Origin of the sequence: Mesorhizobium sp. Root157, from assembly GCF_001427385.1 — a bacterium.
Lineage (GTDB): Bacteria > Pseudomonadota > Alphaproteobacteria > Rhizobiales > Rhizobiaceae > Mesorhizobium.
This window is the reverse complement of the sequence record NZ_LMGJ01000002.1, coordinates 13,675-27,721: the sequence shown is the minus strand read 5'-3', so window position 1 is coordinate 27,721 and position 14,047 is coordinate 13,675. Positions and strand designations below refer to the sequence as shown.

Genomic DNA, 14,047 nt, shown 5'->3' with positions numbered 1-14,047 from the left:
ATGGAGCATCGGATCGAAACCGACTTCACATCTCGGTCCAATGTTCAAAGGAGCTTTAACATGCTTGTGAACGGAAAGTGGACCGAAGACTGGCAACCGGTCCAGGCCAAGGACGAAAAGGGCGGCTTCGTTCGCCAGATTTCCAGTTTCCGCAACTGGATCACCCCTGATGGCAGCGCCGGTCCGACCGGTGAAGCCGGCTTCACCGCGGAGGCCGGGCGCTATCACCTCTATGTTGCTCTGATCTGCCCCTGGGCCTCGCGCACCTTGATCGCCCGCAAGCTGAAGAAACTAGAAGAAATCGTTTCAGTATCGGTGGTGGAGCCGGCATTGACCGACCATGGCTGGCGCTTCGGTGATTATCCTGGCGCCAACCGGGACGAACTCAATGGCGCTACCTATCTGCATGAACTCTACAGTCTGGCCGACGACGATTTCACCGGCCGCGCTACAGTTCCGGTTCTGTGGGACAAGAAGCGTAAGACCATTGTCAACAACGAGTCGGCCGAAATCGTGCGCATGTTCAATTCAGGGTTCGGATCGCTTGCCGACGAGAGTGTCGATCTTTATCCGCAAGCCCTGCGCGCCGACATCGACGCGCTCAACGAGCGCATTTATCCGGCGCTGAACAACGGCGTCTACCGGGCGGGCTTTGCCACCACCCAAGTTGCTTATGACGAGGCCTATCGTGGTGTATTCACAATGCTGGACGAACTGGAGGCGCGTCTTGCCGACCGTCCGTTTCTGCTCGGCGCAGAGCTCACCGAAGCCGACATCCGTCTGTTTGTAACGCTGGTACGCTTCGATGCAGCCTATCACGGCCTGTTCAAATGCAATCTGCGGCGCTTGTCCGAGTATCCCAAGCTGACGGCCTATCTGAAGCGGGTGCTCGACATTCCCGGCGTTCGCGACACGGTCAGCATCGACCACATCAAGAAGGGCTACTATTCCATCAAATCGCTCAATCCCAATGGCATTGTGCCGGATGGCCCCGACCTTAGCGAGGTCGGTCTTTAACCATAGCCCGATCGCAACAGAAAAAGGTTACCTCCCATGGGCACACCTCCCACCAAGAGCCTCATCATCTTCCTGCATGGAGTCGGCAGTCGTGGGGCCGATCTCCTCCCCCTTGCAAAGGGTTGGCGCCAATCATTGCCGACCACCGCGTTCGCGGCGCCGGACGGCCCGTTCGCTTTCGACGGCGGCGGTTCCGGACGGCAGTGGTTCAGCGTATCCGATGTGACGGAGGCGAGTCGGCCGCAGCGCATCGCAGCGGCACGGCCCGCGCTCGACGACGTCTTGCGCGGCGCCATCGAACAGCATGGTCTCATGGCCAACCTCGACCGCGTCGCTTTGGTCGGGTTTTCGCAAGGCTCCATCATGGCACTTGATGCCGTTGCTTCAGGGCGCTGGCCAATTGGTGCACTCGTCGCGTATTCCGGCCGGCTTGCGTCGCCGCATCCCTACACACCGGCCGGATCGCCCCGAGTTCTTGCCGTGCATGGCGCAGCGGACCCAGTCATACCCGCTGAGGCCTCAATCCAAGCAACGGTGGCGCTGCGCGAGCTGGGGCTCGATGTCAACAGCCGCATTCTCCCTGGCGTGGGGCACACCATCACCGCGGAAGGCGCCTGGCTGGGAGGTGAGTTCCTGGTATCGGTATTTGGCCGGGAGCAGGAAACGACCGACTAGCCTCTGTGCCAGACCGAGTTATGCGCGTGCCTGGGCGGGCCCCTCCCCTCGATTGGCATCTCGCCCCACCAAACAGTAGCGGGCCGAGGCCTGACTAAGCGTCGGCGTCATACCGCCGTTGTGAGGCATGGACGGCCTCGATGTTCATCTGCGCCCAATCCGACAAGGCGTCCAGGGTTCCAATAAGCGTCCTGCCGAGCGACGTCAGATCGTATTCCACAGTAACGGGGACTGTGGGGTATGCCGTTCGGGTGACCAATCCATCGCGCTCAAGATCTTTGAGCGCTCGTGACAGGACTTTAGCTGACAAGCCCTCGATCAACTTGTTCAATACATTAAAGCGGATCGGTCCATTGGTCAGCAACCGCATGATCAGCACGGTCCATTTGTCTCCGATGCGATCGAGGATGCATCGAAAGGGACTGTTTGCCAGGTATGGTCCACCAGACTTCACGGCCATCCCCAGCTTTCCATAAACCTTCGGTATATTCTGGTAACTAACTGGCATCAAAGTAAGCTCTTTACAAGCAAGCCTACTCCGGTCTCATCTACCATCAAGAAGACCATAGAGCTGTTGCAACCCAGGGGCAACGATGATGGCCAGAACTCTTCCAGCAGCGGCTCTCCCGATGTGCCCAGCAGTTCCGTCGCCGCGAACCCTCCCGCCTTAACAATCCAATTGCCGGGCGAACACGCACGATCGACGCACGCGGCTGATTTTATCTGAAACGGAGCGAACCCATGATTGATCTGGTTGCCGCACCATATGCAGTGCTGTTGCTGCGGCTGTGCTTGGGAGCGCTGTTCATTGCCCATGCGCTGCTCAAGATCCGCGTTTTCACCATTCCGGGCACAATTGCCTTCTTCCAGTCCCTCGGTCTTCCGGGCTGGGCGGCATATGCTACGATTGCGGCTGAGCTGATCGGCGCGACCTGCCTCATTCTGGGCATTTATCCGCGTTGGGCAGCACTTTTGCTTATTCCGTTGATACTCGGCACTATCGTCACCGTCCACGGCAAGAAGGGCTGGCTGTTCAGCAACCCAGATGGGGGCTGGGAATTTCCGGCGTTCTGGGCGGCTTCTTTGCTTGCCGTGTTCCTGCTTGGGGACGGTGTGGCCGTGCTCATTGCCTCGCCCATGCCCTTCGGTCGTTGAGCAGGCAAGCCTTGGCGGCCTTGATCGCCCTACTGGTGATAGCACAGCGCACACAGCAGCCATCTTCGGCATCGGGAGACCACCATGACACCCCTCTCCGAACAGGTTGACGCTCCAAATCTTGTAAGGCGCGGCCTGCTGGCCGGTTTTGTCTGCGCATACACCGCCTCGCTGATACCCTGGGCGCTCGCCCAAGAAGCCGCCGACGCCGACCAAGGCGCTTTCCTGGCGCTTTCGGCGATCCTGGCCGGTCGCCAGTCGCTCGACGCGGCGCAGGCGGCACGTCTCTACGCAGCGCTTGTGGCTGAAGATCCCGGATTTCCTGCTTCGGCCAAGGCGCTTCTCGACACGATCGAACAGCGCAAGATCGATCCCATGCAGCTGCAAAAAATTCTGGACACCGAAAAATCTCCCCTCAGTGCCCTGCCCCGGCGCATTGTGACGGCGTGGTACATGGGCATCGTCGGCGACGGCGCCAAGGCGCGTTGCCTCGCCTTCGAAACGGCGCTCAATGCCGAGGCGGTTGCCGATGTGCTGAAGCCGCCAACCTATGCCTATGGCGCTTACGGCAGTTGGACCCGAAAACCAGTCTGAGGGGAAAATCATGGCCGACACCTTGTCAGCGGATTTCGTCGTGGTCGGCTCGGGCATCATCGGCTCGCTGGCGGCGCGCAAACTCGCGCTGGCTGGCGCTTCGGTGATCATCCTCGAGGCCGGACCGCGCGTCACGCGCGCAGAACTGGTGGCGCGCTTTCGCAACTCCACACGCCGCAGTGACTGGATGTCGCCCTATCCGCCCGCCCCTTGGGCGCCACACCCCGTCTACCAGCCTGAGTCGAACAACTATCTCATGCAGGCTGGACCATACCCCTACGCTGCCGAATATATAAGGCAGGTCGGCGGCACGACATGGCACTGGGCGGCGCATGCATGGCGTAACGTGCCCAACGACTTCAGGATCAAGAGCCTCTACGACGTCGGCGTCGACTGGCCGATGACCTATGCCGACCTCGAACCCTTCTATCAGGAAGCAGAGGAGATCATGGGCGTTTCCGGTGCGGACAATACCGGCTCGCCGCGAACCAAGCCCTTCCCGATGGAGCCGGTAGCCGAGCCCCATGCGATGCGCCGCCTGCGCGAGCGGCTCGCGCCCGACTACGAGGTCGTCACTAACACCACCGCACGCAACAGCCGCTCCTATGACGGCCGGCCGGCCTGCTGCGGCAACAATTCCTGCCAGCCGATCTGCCCCATCGACGCCCAGTATCATGGTGGGTTGTCCGCCGACGCTGCCCAAGCGGCCGGGGCCAAGCTGATCGCCAACGCCAATGTCTACAAGCTTGAACATGACGAGAAGGGCAACATCACGGCGGCGCTCTACTACGATCCCGACAAGGTTTCGCACCGGGTCACCGGCAAGACCTTCATCGTCGCCGCCAACGGCATCGAGAGCCCGCGGCTGCTTCTGCTGTCGACCAGCGGCAAGTTTCCCAACGGGCTTGCCAACAGTTCCGACATGGTCGGCCGCAACTTGATGGACCACCCCAGCACCTCGCTGACCTTCGACGCCGACGAAGAGGTGTGGCTGGGGCGCGGGCCGCAAAGCCCGAGTTCCATCAACTTCATGCGCGACGGGCCGTTCCGGTCCGAGCATTCGCCTTACCGGCTTGACTTCACCAACATCTCGCGCGTCGATGGCGCCACGCGCAGCCTGATTGCGGCCGGCGTCTATGGCAGCGAACTGGTAAAGCGGCTGCGTTACAGCGCCGCGCACGAAATGAACGTGAAAAACGTGCTGGAAGTGTTGCCCGATCCCGAGCGCCGGATCACACTGAGCTCCGAAAAGGATGCCATGGGCATTCCCAAGCCTGAGGCGCATTACTCGATCGATGACTATACGCGAAAGGGGCATGAACGGTCCCAGCAGGATTTCCGACGCATCGCCGAATTGATGGGCGGCACCAATTTGCGCTTCAGCAAGGAGGGCGAGTTCGCCAACAACCAGCATATCTGCGGCACGCTCAGCATGGGCGACAATCCCAAGGCCTCGGTCTGCGATCAATGGGGACGCACGTACGACCACGAGAACCTGTTCCTCGCCGGCACGGCAGTACTGCCGACCTCCTCGACCTGCAATTCGACGGAAAACGGCTTGGCGGTGGCGCTGCGTTCGGCCGCGCACATTCTGGAGCAACAGGGCGCCTCGACCGGAGTGACGGGGGAAGCAAAGTCATGAGCCGTGCCTTGTCTTGGCTGCTCCGCCACGCCGCCGCCACACTCACGCTGTCGGTCGCCTTCTTCGCGGTCGCAAGCCCTGCCGCTAGCGCGGATGCGGATCTGATCGCCCGTGGAAAATACATGGCGACGGCGTCGGATTGCGTGGCTTGCCACACTGCGCCTGGCGGCGCGGCTATGGCCGGCGGCCTTCCCCTCGCCACGCCCATCGGCGCGATCATGTCGACAAACGTCACGCCGTCGAAACAAAACGGCATCGGCAATTATACGCTGGAACAGTTTGATGCTGCCGTGCGCAAGGGCGTACGCGCCGACGGCAAGCACCTCTATCCGGCGATGCCTTACACGGCCTATGCGCTGCTTACGGACGGCGACGTCGCCGCGCTCTATGCCTATTTCATGAATGGTGTGGAGCCGGTCGAAACAAGGCCACCCGAAACGAAACTGCCGTTCCCGTTCGACATCCGCCTGTCGATGGCCGCGTGGAACCTGCTGTTTCTTGAAAACGGCCCCTATAAGCCCGACCCGGCGCATGACGCCGAGTGGAACCGTGGTGCCTATCTGGCGCGTGGGGCAGCGCATTGCGGCACCTGCCACACGCCGCGCAATCTGTTAATGGCGGAAAAGACATCCAGCGAAATGGCTGGCGGCGATATCGGCTTCTGGCACGCGCCCAACATCACATCCGATGCTAATAGCGGCATCGGCGGCTGGAGCGTCGAGGAGTTGATCGCCTATATGCGTGACGGTCAGATCGCGAAAAGTCAGGCGGCTGGCCCGATGGCGGAGGCAATCGATCACAGTCTTCGTTTTCTGACGGAAGAAGACCTGAAAGCCATGGCGGTCTACCTTAAAACCGTTCCGCCAGTTCGCGACGCGGCGGACACGCAGCCGGTCTTTGCCTGGGGTGAGCCTTCGGACGAACTGGCGATCATACGCGGCACGGCATTGCCACAGGATCTGGACACCATGAGTGGGCCGCAGCTTTATGACGCCTATTGCGCGACCTGCCACCAGGCGCAGGGTCAGGGCAGTTTCGAAGGCGGTCTGCCATCGCTCATGCACAACACCGCGCTTGGCCGCGAAAACACCAACAATCTGGTGATGGTGATCCTTGGCGGGCTGCATCGGCAACCGGAAGTGTTGATGCCGGGTTTTGCCAGCGAGCTTTCAGATGCGCAGGTGGCGACGCTGAGCACCTATTTGGTCCTGCATTTCGGCAATCCGGCTGGCAAAGTCACTGCGGCTCAGGTGACAACATTGCGGGCCGGAGGCGCCTCTTCGACCTGGCTGATCTGGGCTGCGAGAATCGGTCTTGCCGTTGGCGCGCTGGTCGTCGTTGTAATCCTGCTGTTTCTGTTTGCGCGGACCCGTCGCAGGGCCGGACAAAATGAGGCTGCGAGAGCGCCTTAATTGAAATCAGTCCATCGGAAAGCTTTTGAACGGAAGCCAGAGGATGAAATCAGTGGATACGATAGCCAAAGTAAGGCGCGCCTCTCATGTTCAGATGGTCGTAAAGCGGATCAGCCGCGAGTTGCATGTGTCGCGTAACACGGTACGCAACATCCTTCGCTCGGATGAGACGGCCTTTGGCTATGAGCGGGTACGGCAACCGAAGGCGCGGATTGATCCCTGGCGTGAGCAAATCGATGGATTCCTGAGTGGCAACCGGGTGAAGCCGGAGCGCGAACGGCGGACACTGATCGGCATCTTCTGTTCTTCGCGCCGGGCGAGGCCTATCAATTCGACTGGAGCCACGAGATCGTCTCGTCTCCTGAACTGCTGACCGCGGCGCATCACCTGTCGCAGTTCTCCTGCGGTAAACCGACACTCGATCATTGGCTGAAGACGCGGGCGCTCTCCAATCAGGAGAAGGGCTTCACTGCTGTCCCCGTCGCACATGAGGCAGGCCGCGTCGTCGGCTACTACGGCCTCGCACCGACGGCTGTAGTGCCGAACATATTGTCCCCATCAATCCGCACGGGCCAGCCCCCCGATCCCATGCCATGCCTTCTCCTCGGACAACTCGCCACCGATAGCGCCTGGGCCGGCCTTGGTATCGGAACAGGCTTGCTGAAACACGCGCTAGAGCGCTGCGTGCAGGCGGCCACGCTTATTGGGCAGCCGCGCGCTCATGGTCAACGCCGTGGATACAGAAGCAGCCGCGTTCTGGCAGCGACGTGGGTTCCTTTCATCGCGTGATGATCCGCTTGTGCTGTTCCGTTCGATCGAGGCTATCGCGGCATCTCTCCGGCGTTGAAACCGATCGGAACAAATAAGAAGCAATCCGGTGAGAAGCCCTCGCAAAAGGTGGCCGCCGCGTCGGGATATATGGCCGTCATAATAGACTTCTCCGCATTGGTAGCGGCGGGTCGTTAAACCAAGCCAGGCGTCAACAGAGCGGGATTTCTTGAAGTTGGAGGCTCCTCAATGGCGGTGACGAAAAAGGTCGCGGTGACCGTGCCGACACCGGGGGTCGACATGAGATTGCGCCAAGCCTGGCTTTGGCGCGCAGCAGCAACAAGCTGACGCCCGAGCTCGGCGGCATGGATGCGCATGCTGCGCCAAGCCTCCAGCATGTCCTGATTGCGCTCATCATTACCTCTAATTCAGATTTCAAGCGTGATCTCGCGGCCTGCCGCCTGCAGTATGCCCCAGACGTGGTCGGCAAAGGACTGCCAGACCTCGATGCGGAAGCTGTCCCTGCCTTGCCGGATCAGGACGATCTGGGCTTTGTCGAAAATGGTGCGGGTGGCGGCACCGACGGGCATTTCGTCTAGATCCAGAGGACAGGCCGAACACAGTGCCACGGCCGCCGCACTCCCCTCCACGACAATGCCGACCTCGCGATGGCTGATATCGACCAAGCTATGCGGCACCTTGGCATAGAGCGCGGCGAAAGCCGCTTCGATCCGGTCACGTTCATCGAGCGGCGCCATAAGTTGCCATTCGTCCGGCCCGAGGCAAAGCGCCAGCTTGTCGCCCGAAGCTGCGGTTTGACCGATCACTTTTGGCAAGGTCACCCCAAAAACCTTACCAGCCGGGGCGATGCCAGTCCCGGCGATGCGCAGGTTGAAGCGGGTACAGTCATCGGCCATTTCAATGCCGAGAACACTGTCGGGCACCGCGATCCGGCTGCCGTCGAGGGGGCGATATTGCTGCAGCATGACGGTGCTCCTTAGGCGTTGAGCCGCTCGTTTTCGGGGTCGAAGAACACCATTCCCGTGATCTCGGCCTGATGGGTCTTGCCCGGCATCGGCACGTGGACGGTCTGGCCCTCCCGCGCTCGCCCGCCTTCGATGACGGCCAGCGCAATCGAGCGTCCCAGCGCCTCGCTCCAGTAGGATGAGGTGACGTGGCCGATCATCTTCATCGGAACCGGTTGGTTGGGGTCGGCGACGATGTGGGCGCCTTCCTCCAGGACTGTCTTCGGGTCGCGCGTCATCAGACCGACCAGTTGCTTGCGGTCGGCCTTCAGCATGTCGGACCGGGTCAATGAGCGCTTGCCGACGAAATCGGGCTTGGCCTTGCCGATGGCCCAACCGAGCCCGGCATCGTCCGGGGTCAGTGTGCCGTCAGTGTCCTGGCCAACGATGATGTAACCCTTCTCGGCCCGCATCACGTGCATGGCCTCGGTTCCGTAGGGGGTGATGTCGTATTGCCGTCCCGCCTCGTAAAGCGCTTCCCACACCGCGCGGCCATAGCGCGACGGCACATTGATCTCAAAGCCGAGTTCGCCGGTAAAGGAGACCCGGAACAGTCGCGTTGGAACACCGCAGATATTGCCTTCTGCAACGGACATATGCGGGAAGGCTTGATTCGACAGGTCGATGCCTTCCACCAGCGGTTCAATAAGCTGGCGCGCGTTCGGCCCGTTGAGCGCGATGACCGCCCATTGTTCGGTGGTTGAGGTCAGCCAGACTTTCAAATCCGGCCACTCAGTCTGAAGATAGTCTTCCATCGTAGCCAGTACGCGGGCAGCACCGCCGGTCGTCGTCGTTACATGAAAGCGATCCGTGCTCAGCCGGCCGATGACGCCGTCGTCGCGAATGAAGCCGTCCTCACCCAGCAGCAGGCCGTAGCGCAGCCGCCCTGGCGCCAGCTTCGACCAGGCATTGGTGTACATGCGGTTTATGAATTCGGCCGCGTCCGGCCCAACGATCTCGATCTTTCCCAGCGTCGAGGCGTCGAAGATGCCGAGCGACTGACGTGTCGCCTTGCATTCGCGCGCCACGGACTGGTGCATGTCCTCGCCGCGCTCCGGGAAATACCATGCACGCCGCCACAGCGACACCGGCTCGAATACCGCGCCATTCTGCTCTGCCCAGCCGTCGATGGCCGTCTTGCGCGTCACCTCGAACAGCGAGCCGCGAGTGTAACCGGCGAAGGCACCGAAGGTGGTCGGCGTATAGGGCGGTCGGAAGGTGGTCAGCCCGACCGCAGGTGTTGGCCGGCGCACGGCATCGGATGCGATGGCGAGCCCGTTGATATTGGACGTCTTGCCCTGATCAGTCGCCATGCCCGTCGTGGTGTAGCGTTTGATATGCTCGATGGACTGAAAGCCCTCGCGTACCGCAAGGCGAATATCCTTGGCGGTCACATCGTTCTGGAAGTCGACAAAGGCCTTGGCGCTTGAGGAATTTCGGTCCGTCGGCAATTCCTTGACGCTGATGCCGGTGCAAGCGATTTCGCCTTCGATCTGATAGTCACCCGCTTTCGCTTTGAAGCCGGCGTCCGTTGCGGCCGACGCTCCGGCGAAGGCGCCCTCCTTCAGCGCATCCAACAGCCCGAAGACGCCATTGCCGGCACCAGCGCAGCGCGTTTCCTCGGTCGGCGCTCCGGGCAGGAACATCTGGCGCTCTTCGTTCCAGTCGAGCTTGCCCTTGGTATGCGAGAACAGATGCACGCTCGGCGTCCAGCCGCCGCACATCAACAGCGTATCGCAGGCAATGTTGCGCGCGCGGCCGACCTTTCCGCCGGCAGTCACGGGATTGACCCGAACCGACGAAACCCGCAGCCGGCCGCTGGTGCCGGTTACGGTCCAGCCGGTCAGCACCTCGATGCCATGCGCCTTGGCCAGGTCCACGAGATGGTAGGGAACGGATGCGCGGATGTCGATGATTGCCGAAACCTTGACGCCTGCCTCAGCAAGGTTGATCGCAGCAAGCCAGGCGGAGTCGTGCGAGGTGACGACCACCGCCCGGTTCCCTACCTTCACGCCGTAGCGGTTGAGGAAAGTCCGCGCTGAGCCGGCCAGCATGACGCCCGGACGGTCATTGCCGTCGAAGACCAGCGGCTTTTCGATGGAGCCTTGCGCCAGCACCACCTGTCTGGCGCGCACTCGCCACATGCGCTCGCGCGGCGCGCCTTCCGGCAGTGTTTCGAGGTGGTCGGTGACGCGCTGACACAGGCCGAGGAAATTCTCGTGATAATAGCCGATTGCAGTGGTGCGGGTGAGCACGGTGACATTCTTCGAAGCGGCAAGTTCATCGGCCGCAGTCTCCAGCCATTGCCAGGCAGGTTGCCCGTTGATGCCGGCTGCAGGCTCCGACAACAGCGAGCCGCCAAGCTCGGCCTGCTCGTCGACAAGAATGATCTTGGCGCCGCTGCGGCCGGCTTCAAGCGCCGCCGCAAGTCCGGCCGGGCCGGAACCTACAACCAGCACGTCGCAATGGGCGTAGCGGCTGGCATAGGTGTCGGGGTCCGGCACCGAGGGCGACTTGCCGAGGCCCGCAGCACCGCGGATGAAAGGCTCGTAAACCTTGTTCCAGAAACTCTTCGGCCACATGAAGGTCTTGTAGTAGAAGCCTGCCGAAAACAGCATGTAGAACGCGTCGTTGATTGTGCCTACATCCCGCTTCAGGGACGGCCAGTGGTTCTGGCTAACCGTGTTTAGGCCTTCGAAGACTTCCAGCACCGTGGCGCGGGTATTGGGCTCCGAGCGGCCGACACCGCGGCTGACGCCGACCAGCGCGTTTGGTTCCTCCGAGCCCGCCGACAGGATGCCGCGCGGCCGATGATACTTAAACGAGCGGCCGACAAGATGGACGCCGTTGGCCAGCAGTGCTGATGCAAGCGTGTCCCCTTTGCGGCCTTCGAAGCGCTCGCCATTGAAGGTAAAGTGAACCGGCCGGCTTTGATCGATGCGGCCCTTTGCGGCAACACGGTAGGTGCTCATGAGCGTGCTTCCCTGATCTCGGCTTCGCTCGGGCGCGGCAAGCCGGCCTTGTAGGTCATGGCGAATTTGTCGGTGACGGTGTCGCGCACCGCATTGAAGAAACGGCCGCAACCATGGATGTGGCGCCAGCGTTCGAAATGGGTGCCGCGTGGGTTGGAGCGGATGAATAGATGGTTCTTCCACTGCTCGTCTGTCAGCACCGCCGGATCCCGCGGGCGGGAAATATGTGCCTCGCCGGCATAGACGAATTCCACCTCGGGCCGTTCGGCGGCACAATGGGGGCAACGGATCAAAAGCATTCGTCAGACTCCCTGGGAGCGCCGTGCGTCCAATCGGACGCACAAAGGACGCTCTACATTTTGATTGAGCATCCGAATAATCCGAAAACCGGTAATCACTTTTCGGTCCGATGCTCTAGTGCGCAACGGCAGCGGCCGCTGCTTCGTCGATCAACCGCCCCGTGGTGAAGCGCTCCAGCGTATAGGGCGCGTTGATGCGATGCGGCTCGCCCTTCGCAATCGTGTGAGCAAAGACATGCGCTGCCCCCGGTGTGGCCTTGAAGCCGCCGGTACCCCAGCCGCAATTGACGTAGAGACCTTCGACCGGCGTCTTGCCGATGATCGGCGAACGGTCGGGCGTGACATCGACGATGCCTGCCCATTTGCGCAACATGCGCATCCGGGTGAAGATCGGGAACACCTCGCAGATCGCCGACACGGTGTGCTCGATCAGGTGCATGCCGCCGCGCTGGCTGTAGGACACATATTGGTCGGTGCCCGACCCAATGACCAGTTCGCCCTTGTCGGACTGGCTAATATAGGCGTGGACGGTGTTCGACATGACGACACATGGGAAAATCGGCTTGACCGGTTCCGACACCAGCGCCTGCAACGGATAGCTTTCCAGCGGCAGGCGCACGCCGGCCGTATCCATCACCACAGAGGTGCTGCCAGACGCAGACACGCCGATTTTCCTGGCCTTGATGAAACCGCGCGGCGTATCGACACCGGTAACCCGGCCGGATGCATCGCGGCGTATTGCCGTTACCGGGCAGTTCTGGATGATATCGACGCCGCGGGCCGCCGCGCCGCGGGCATAGCCCCAGGCGACCGCATCATGGCGAGCCACGCCGCCCCGCCGTTGCAGCGTTGCACCCATGACCGGGAAACGGGCATCCTTGCCGATATTGAGCGGCGGGCAATATTCCTTCGCCTGCTCAGGCGTCAACCATTCATTGTCGACGCCGTTCAACCGGTTTGAGTGAAGGTGGCGCTTGAAGCTCTGTACGTCGTGCACGGAATGCGCCAGCATCATCACGCCGCGCTGCGAGAACATCACGTTGTAGTTCAGTTCCTGGCTCAACCCCTCCCAAAGGTCGAGCGCGTGGTCGTAGAGCCTGGCGCTTTCGTCATAGAGATAATTGGAGCGGATGATGGTGGTGTTGCGGCCGGTATTGCCGCCGCCAAGCCAGCCCTTCTCGATGACCGCGACGTTGGTGATACCGTGTTCCTTGGCCAGATAATAGGCGGCGCCAAGGCCGTGACCGCCGGCGCCGATAATGATGACGTCGTATTCGGCCTTCGGCTCGGCATCCGGCCATTGCGGCTGCCAGTTCTTGTTACCCGAAGCGGCATTGCGCAGCAGGGAGGAGAAGGAAAAATGGGTCATGGCTGGAACCTGAATGTCATCTCGAGCCATTGAGCACGTATCGAACAGGCTTGAACAGAACAGATGCGTCAGCCTAATGTTATCCTTACGACAAACGGATTCTGCCGCCTCGTCGCGGGAGTAGAGAATAATGTCGCGATCGCTGAGACAAAAACCAGCCGACAAGCCGCGGCTCTCGGTTGGCCTCATTCTGGCGCGCCGCTTCACCCTGTCGGCCTTCGCCAATTTCGTCGATGTGTTGCGACTTGCCGCCGACGAAGGCGACAGAAGCCGGCCGATCCGTTGCGGCTGGCGGGTATTGTCCACGACGATGGAGCCGATCATCTCCAGTTCGGGCATATCGGTCCAGCCGGAGGAGCGCCTGGGCGATCCGTCGCGCTTCGATTATATCGTGGTGGTGGGAGGGCTGATCGACGAAGTCGCCAACCTGCATCCCGATTATGTAAGTTTTCTCCGTCACGCGGCACAGGCGGGCGTGCCATTGATCGGCGTCTGTACGGGCGCTTTCATTTTGCACCGGATCGGGCTGATGGATGGTTACCGCTGCTGCGTCAGCTGGTTCCACCATCACGATTTCCTTGAACAGTTCGATGGATTGAAGCCGGTTTCCGACCAGATCTTCGTGGTTGACCGCGCAAGGCTGACCTGTTCAGGCGGCGTGAGCTCGGCTCATCTCGCCGCCTTCCTGGTGGATCGGCATGTCGGCCCCGCCGAAGCGACCAAGAGCCTGCACATCATGATTATCGACGAGGCTGAGGGGGCTGAAACGCCGCAACCGGGCATCCCGCTTGATCTCCGCAGCAATGATCCGCTGGTGAAAAGGGCGCTTATCTTGATGCAGCAGAACATCGATACGCCGGTTTCGATAGACGAGATCGCCAGGCGGCTTGGTGCCAACAGGCGTCAGGTCGAGCGTCGGTTCCGGGCGCAGATAGGCACGTCACCGACCTCGGCCTTCAAGATGATTAGGCTGGAACATGCCCAATATTTGCTGGCGCATTCGAACCGTTCAATCGCAGCGATAGCCGTCGAAGCGGGCTTCTGCGACTCATCCCATTTCATTCGCGCATTCCGGGAGCGGCATGGGGTGACGCCGGTTGCCTATCGCGGATAGACGTT

General features: G+C 61.3%; 12 protein-coding genes and 2 pseudogenes. 8 read left to right on the top strand and 6 right to left on the bottom strand.

The genetic code is table 11. From position 1 onward, the window contains the following. Window positions 1-60 precede the first annotated feature (60 nt). Together ASD64_RS02660 and ASD64_RS02655 are read left to right on the top strand one after the other, a co-directional pair. The gene (locus ASD64_RS02660) at window positions 61-1,017 is read left to right on the top strand and encodes a glutathione S-transferase family protein (RefSeq protein WP_056100326.1); all 957 of its coding nucleotides are present in this window, start codon (window positions 61-63) and stop codon (window positions 1,015-1,017) included. Window positions 1,018-1,053: 36 nt separating this feature from the next. Continuing rightward, window positions 1,054-1,692: an alpha/beta hydrolase gene (locus ASD64_RS02655; protein WP_056100323.1), complete on the top strand. Its 639-nt coding sequence runs from the start codon at window positions 1,054-1,056 to the stop codon at window positions 1,690-1,692. A gap of 94 nt (window positions 1,693-1,786) precedes the next feature. Here ASD64_RS02655 and ASD64_RS02650 read toward each other — a convergent pair whose 3' ends face one another. Next, the gene (locus tag ASD64_RS02650; protein ID WP_156459978.1) at window positions 1,787-2,152 is read right to left on the bottom strand and encodes a winged helix-turn-helix transcriptional regulator; all 366 of its coding nucleotides are present in this window, start codon (window positions 2,150-2,152) and stop codon (window positions 1,787-1,789) included. A 281-nt stretch (window positions 2,153-2,433) separates the two neighbouring features. Here ASD64_RS02650 and ASD64_RS02645 point away from each other — a divergent pair, with 281 nt between their 5' ends. From ASD64_RS02645 to ASD64_RS21530, 5 genes and pseudogenes are all read left to right on the top strand, one after another. Continuing rightward, a complete protein-coding gene (locus ASD64_RS02645) occupies window positions 2,434-2,847 on the top strand; it encodes a DoxX family protein (RefSeq protein ID WP_056100320.1) in 414 nt (137 codons plus the stop codon). A gap of 84 nt (window positions 2,848-2,931) precedes the next feature. Beyond that, entirely contained in the window at window positions 2,932-3,441 is a 510-nt protein-coding gene (locus ASD64_RS02640; RefSeq protein ID WP_056100317.1) for a sugar dehydrogenase complex small subunit, read from the top strand. 10 nt (window positions 3,442-3,451) lie between these two features. After that, window positions 3,452-5,083 (top strand): GMC family oxidoreductase, encoded by a 1,632-nt coding sequence (locus ASD64_RS02635; RefSeq protein ID WP_056100314.1) that lies wholly within the window; start codon window positions 3,452-3,454, stop codon window positions 5,081-5,083. Next, window positions 5,080-6,495 (top strand): c-type cytochrome, encoded by a 1,416-nt coding sequence (locus ASD64_RS02630; protein WP_056100312.1) that lies wholly within the window; start codon window positions 5,080-5,082, stop codon window positions 6,493-6,495. Before ASD64_RS02635 ends, ASD64_RS02630 begins: the two co-directional genes overlap by 4 nt. Window positions 6,496-6,843: 348 nt before the next feature. Beyond that, window positions 6,844-7,342 (top strand): annotated as a pseudogene (locus ASD64_RS21530) (GNAT family N-acetyltransferase). A gap of 28 nt (window positions 7,343-7,370) precedes the next feature. Here ASD64_RS21530 and ASD64_RS02625 read toward each other — a convergent pair. The 5 genes and pseudogenes from ASD64_RS02625 to ASD64_RS02605 all read right to left on the bottom strand — a co-directional run. Beyond that, window positions 7,371-7,661, bottom strand: a pseudogene (locus ASD64_RS02625) (transposase); the annotation flags it as partial. Between the two features lie 30 nt (window positions 7,662-7,691). Next, the gene (locus ASD64_RS02620; protein ID WP_056100305.1) at window positions 7,692-8,249 is read right to left on the bottom strand and encodes a sarcosine oxidase subunit gamma; all 558 of its coding nucleotides are present in this window, start codon (window positions 8,247-8,249) and stop codon (window positions 7,692-7,694) included. 11 nt (window positions 8,250-8,260) lie between these two features. Continuing rightward, window positions 8,261-11,260 (bottom strand): sarcosine oxidase subunit alpha, encoded by a 3,000-nt coding sequence (locus ASD64_RS02615; protein ID WP_056100303.1) that lies wholly within the window; start codon window positions 11,258-11,260, stop codon window positions 8,261-8,263. Further along, window positions 11,257-11,559: a sarcosine oxidase subunit delta gene (locus tag ASD64_RS02610; RefSeq protein ID WP_056100300.1), complete on the bottom strand. Its 303-nt coding sequence runs from the start codon at window positions 11,557-11,559 to the stop codon at window positions 11,257-11,259. Before ASD64_RS02610 ends, ASD64_RS02615 begins: the two co-directional genes overlap by 4 nt. A 115-nt stretch (window positions 11,560-11,674) precedes the next feature. Continuing rightward, window positions 11,675-12,928 carry a sarcosine oxidase subunit beta family protein gene (locus ASD64_RS02605; protein WP_056100296.1) on the bottom strand — a complete coding sequence of 418 codons (1,254 nt, stop codon included), beginning with the start codon at window positions 12,926-12,928 and terminating at the stop codon, window positions 11,675-11,677. A gap of 130 nt (window positions 12,929-13,058) precedes the next feature. Here ASD64_RS02605 and ASD64_RS02600 point away from each other — a divergent pair, with 130 nt between their 5' ends. Continuing rightward, complete coding sequence (locus ASD64_RS02600; protein ID WP_056100293.1) at window positions 13,059-14,042, top strand: GlxA family transcriptional regulator; 984 nt, start codon at window positions 13,059-13,061, stop codon at window positions 14,040-14,042. Window positions 14,043-14,047 lie beyond the last annotated feature (5 nt).

What these genes read in the sequence shown, in the direction of transcription:
- ASD64_RS02660 (WP_056100326.1), top strand. Translation starts at nt 61, where the DNA reads ATGCTTGTGAACGGAAAGTGGACCGAAGACTGGCAACCGGTCCAGGCC.
- ASD64_RS02655 (WP_056100323.1), top strand. Translation starts at nt 1,054, where the DNA reads ATGGGCACACCTCCCACCAAGAGCCTCATCATCTTCCTGCATGGAGTC.
- ASD64_RS02650 (WP_156459978.1), bottom strand. Translation starts at nt 2,152, where the DNA reads ATGGCCGTGAAGTCTGGTGGACCATACCTGGCAAACAGTCCCTTTCGA.
- ASD64_RS02645 (WP_056100320.1), top strand. Translation starts at nt 2,434, where the DNA reads ATGATTGATCTGGTTGCCGCACCATATGCAGTGCTGTTGCTGCGGCTG.
- ASD64_RS02640 (WP_056100317.1), top strand. Translation starts at nt 2,932, where the DNA reads ATGACACCCCTCTCCGAACAGGTTGACGCTCCAAATCTTGTAAGGCGC.
- ASD64_RS02635 (WP_056100314.1), top strand. Translation starts at nt 3,452, where the DNA reads ATGGCCGACACCTTGTCAGCGGATTTCGTCGTGGTCGGCTCGGGCATC.
- ASD64_RS02630 (WP_056100312.1), top strand. Translation starts at nt 5,080, where the DNA reads ATGAGCCGTGCCTTGTCTTGGCTGCTCCGCCACGCCGCCGCCACACTC.
- ASD64_RS02620 (WP_056100305.1), bottom strand. Translation starts at nt 8,249, where the DNA reads ATGCTGCAGCAATATCGCCCCCTCGACGGCAGCCGGATCGCGGTGCCC.
- ASD64_RS02615 (WP_056100303.1), bottom strand. Translation starts at nt 11,260, where the DNA reads ATGAGCACCTACCGTGTTGCCGCAAAGGGCCGCATCGATCAAAGCCGG.
- ASD64_RS02610 (WP_056100300.1), bottom strand. Translation starts at nt 11,559, where the DNA reads ATGCTTTTGATCCGTTGCCCCCATTGTGCCGCCGAACGGCCCGAGGTG.
- ASD64_RS02605 (WP_056100296.1), bottom strand. Translation starts at nt 12,928, where the DNA reads ATGACCCATTTTTCCTTCTCCTCCCTGCTGCGCAATGCCGCTTCGGGT.
- ASD64_RS02600 (WP_056100293.1), top strand. Translation starts at nt 13,059, where the DNA reads ATGTCGCGATCGCTGAGACAAAAACCAGCCGACAAGCCGCGGCTCTCG.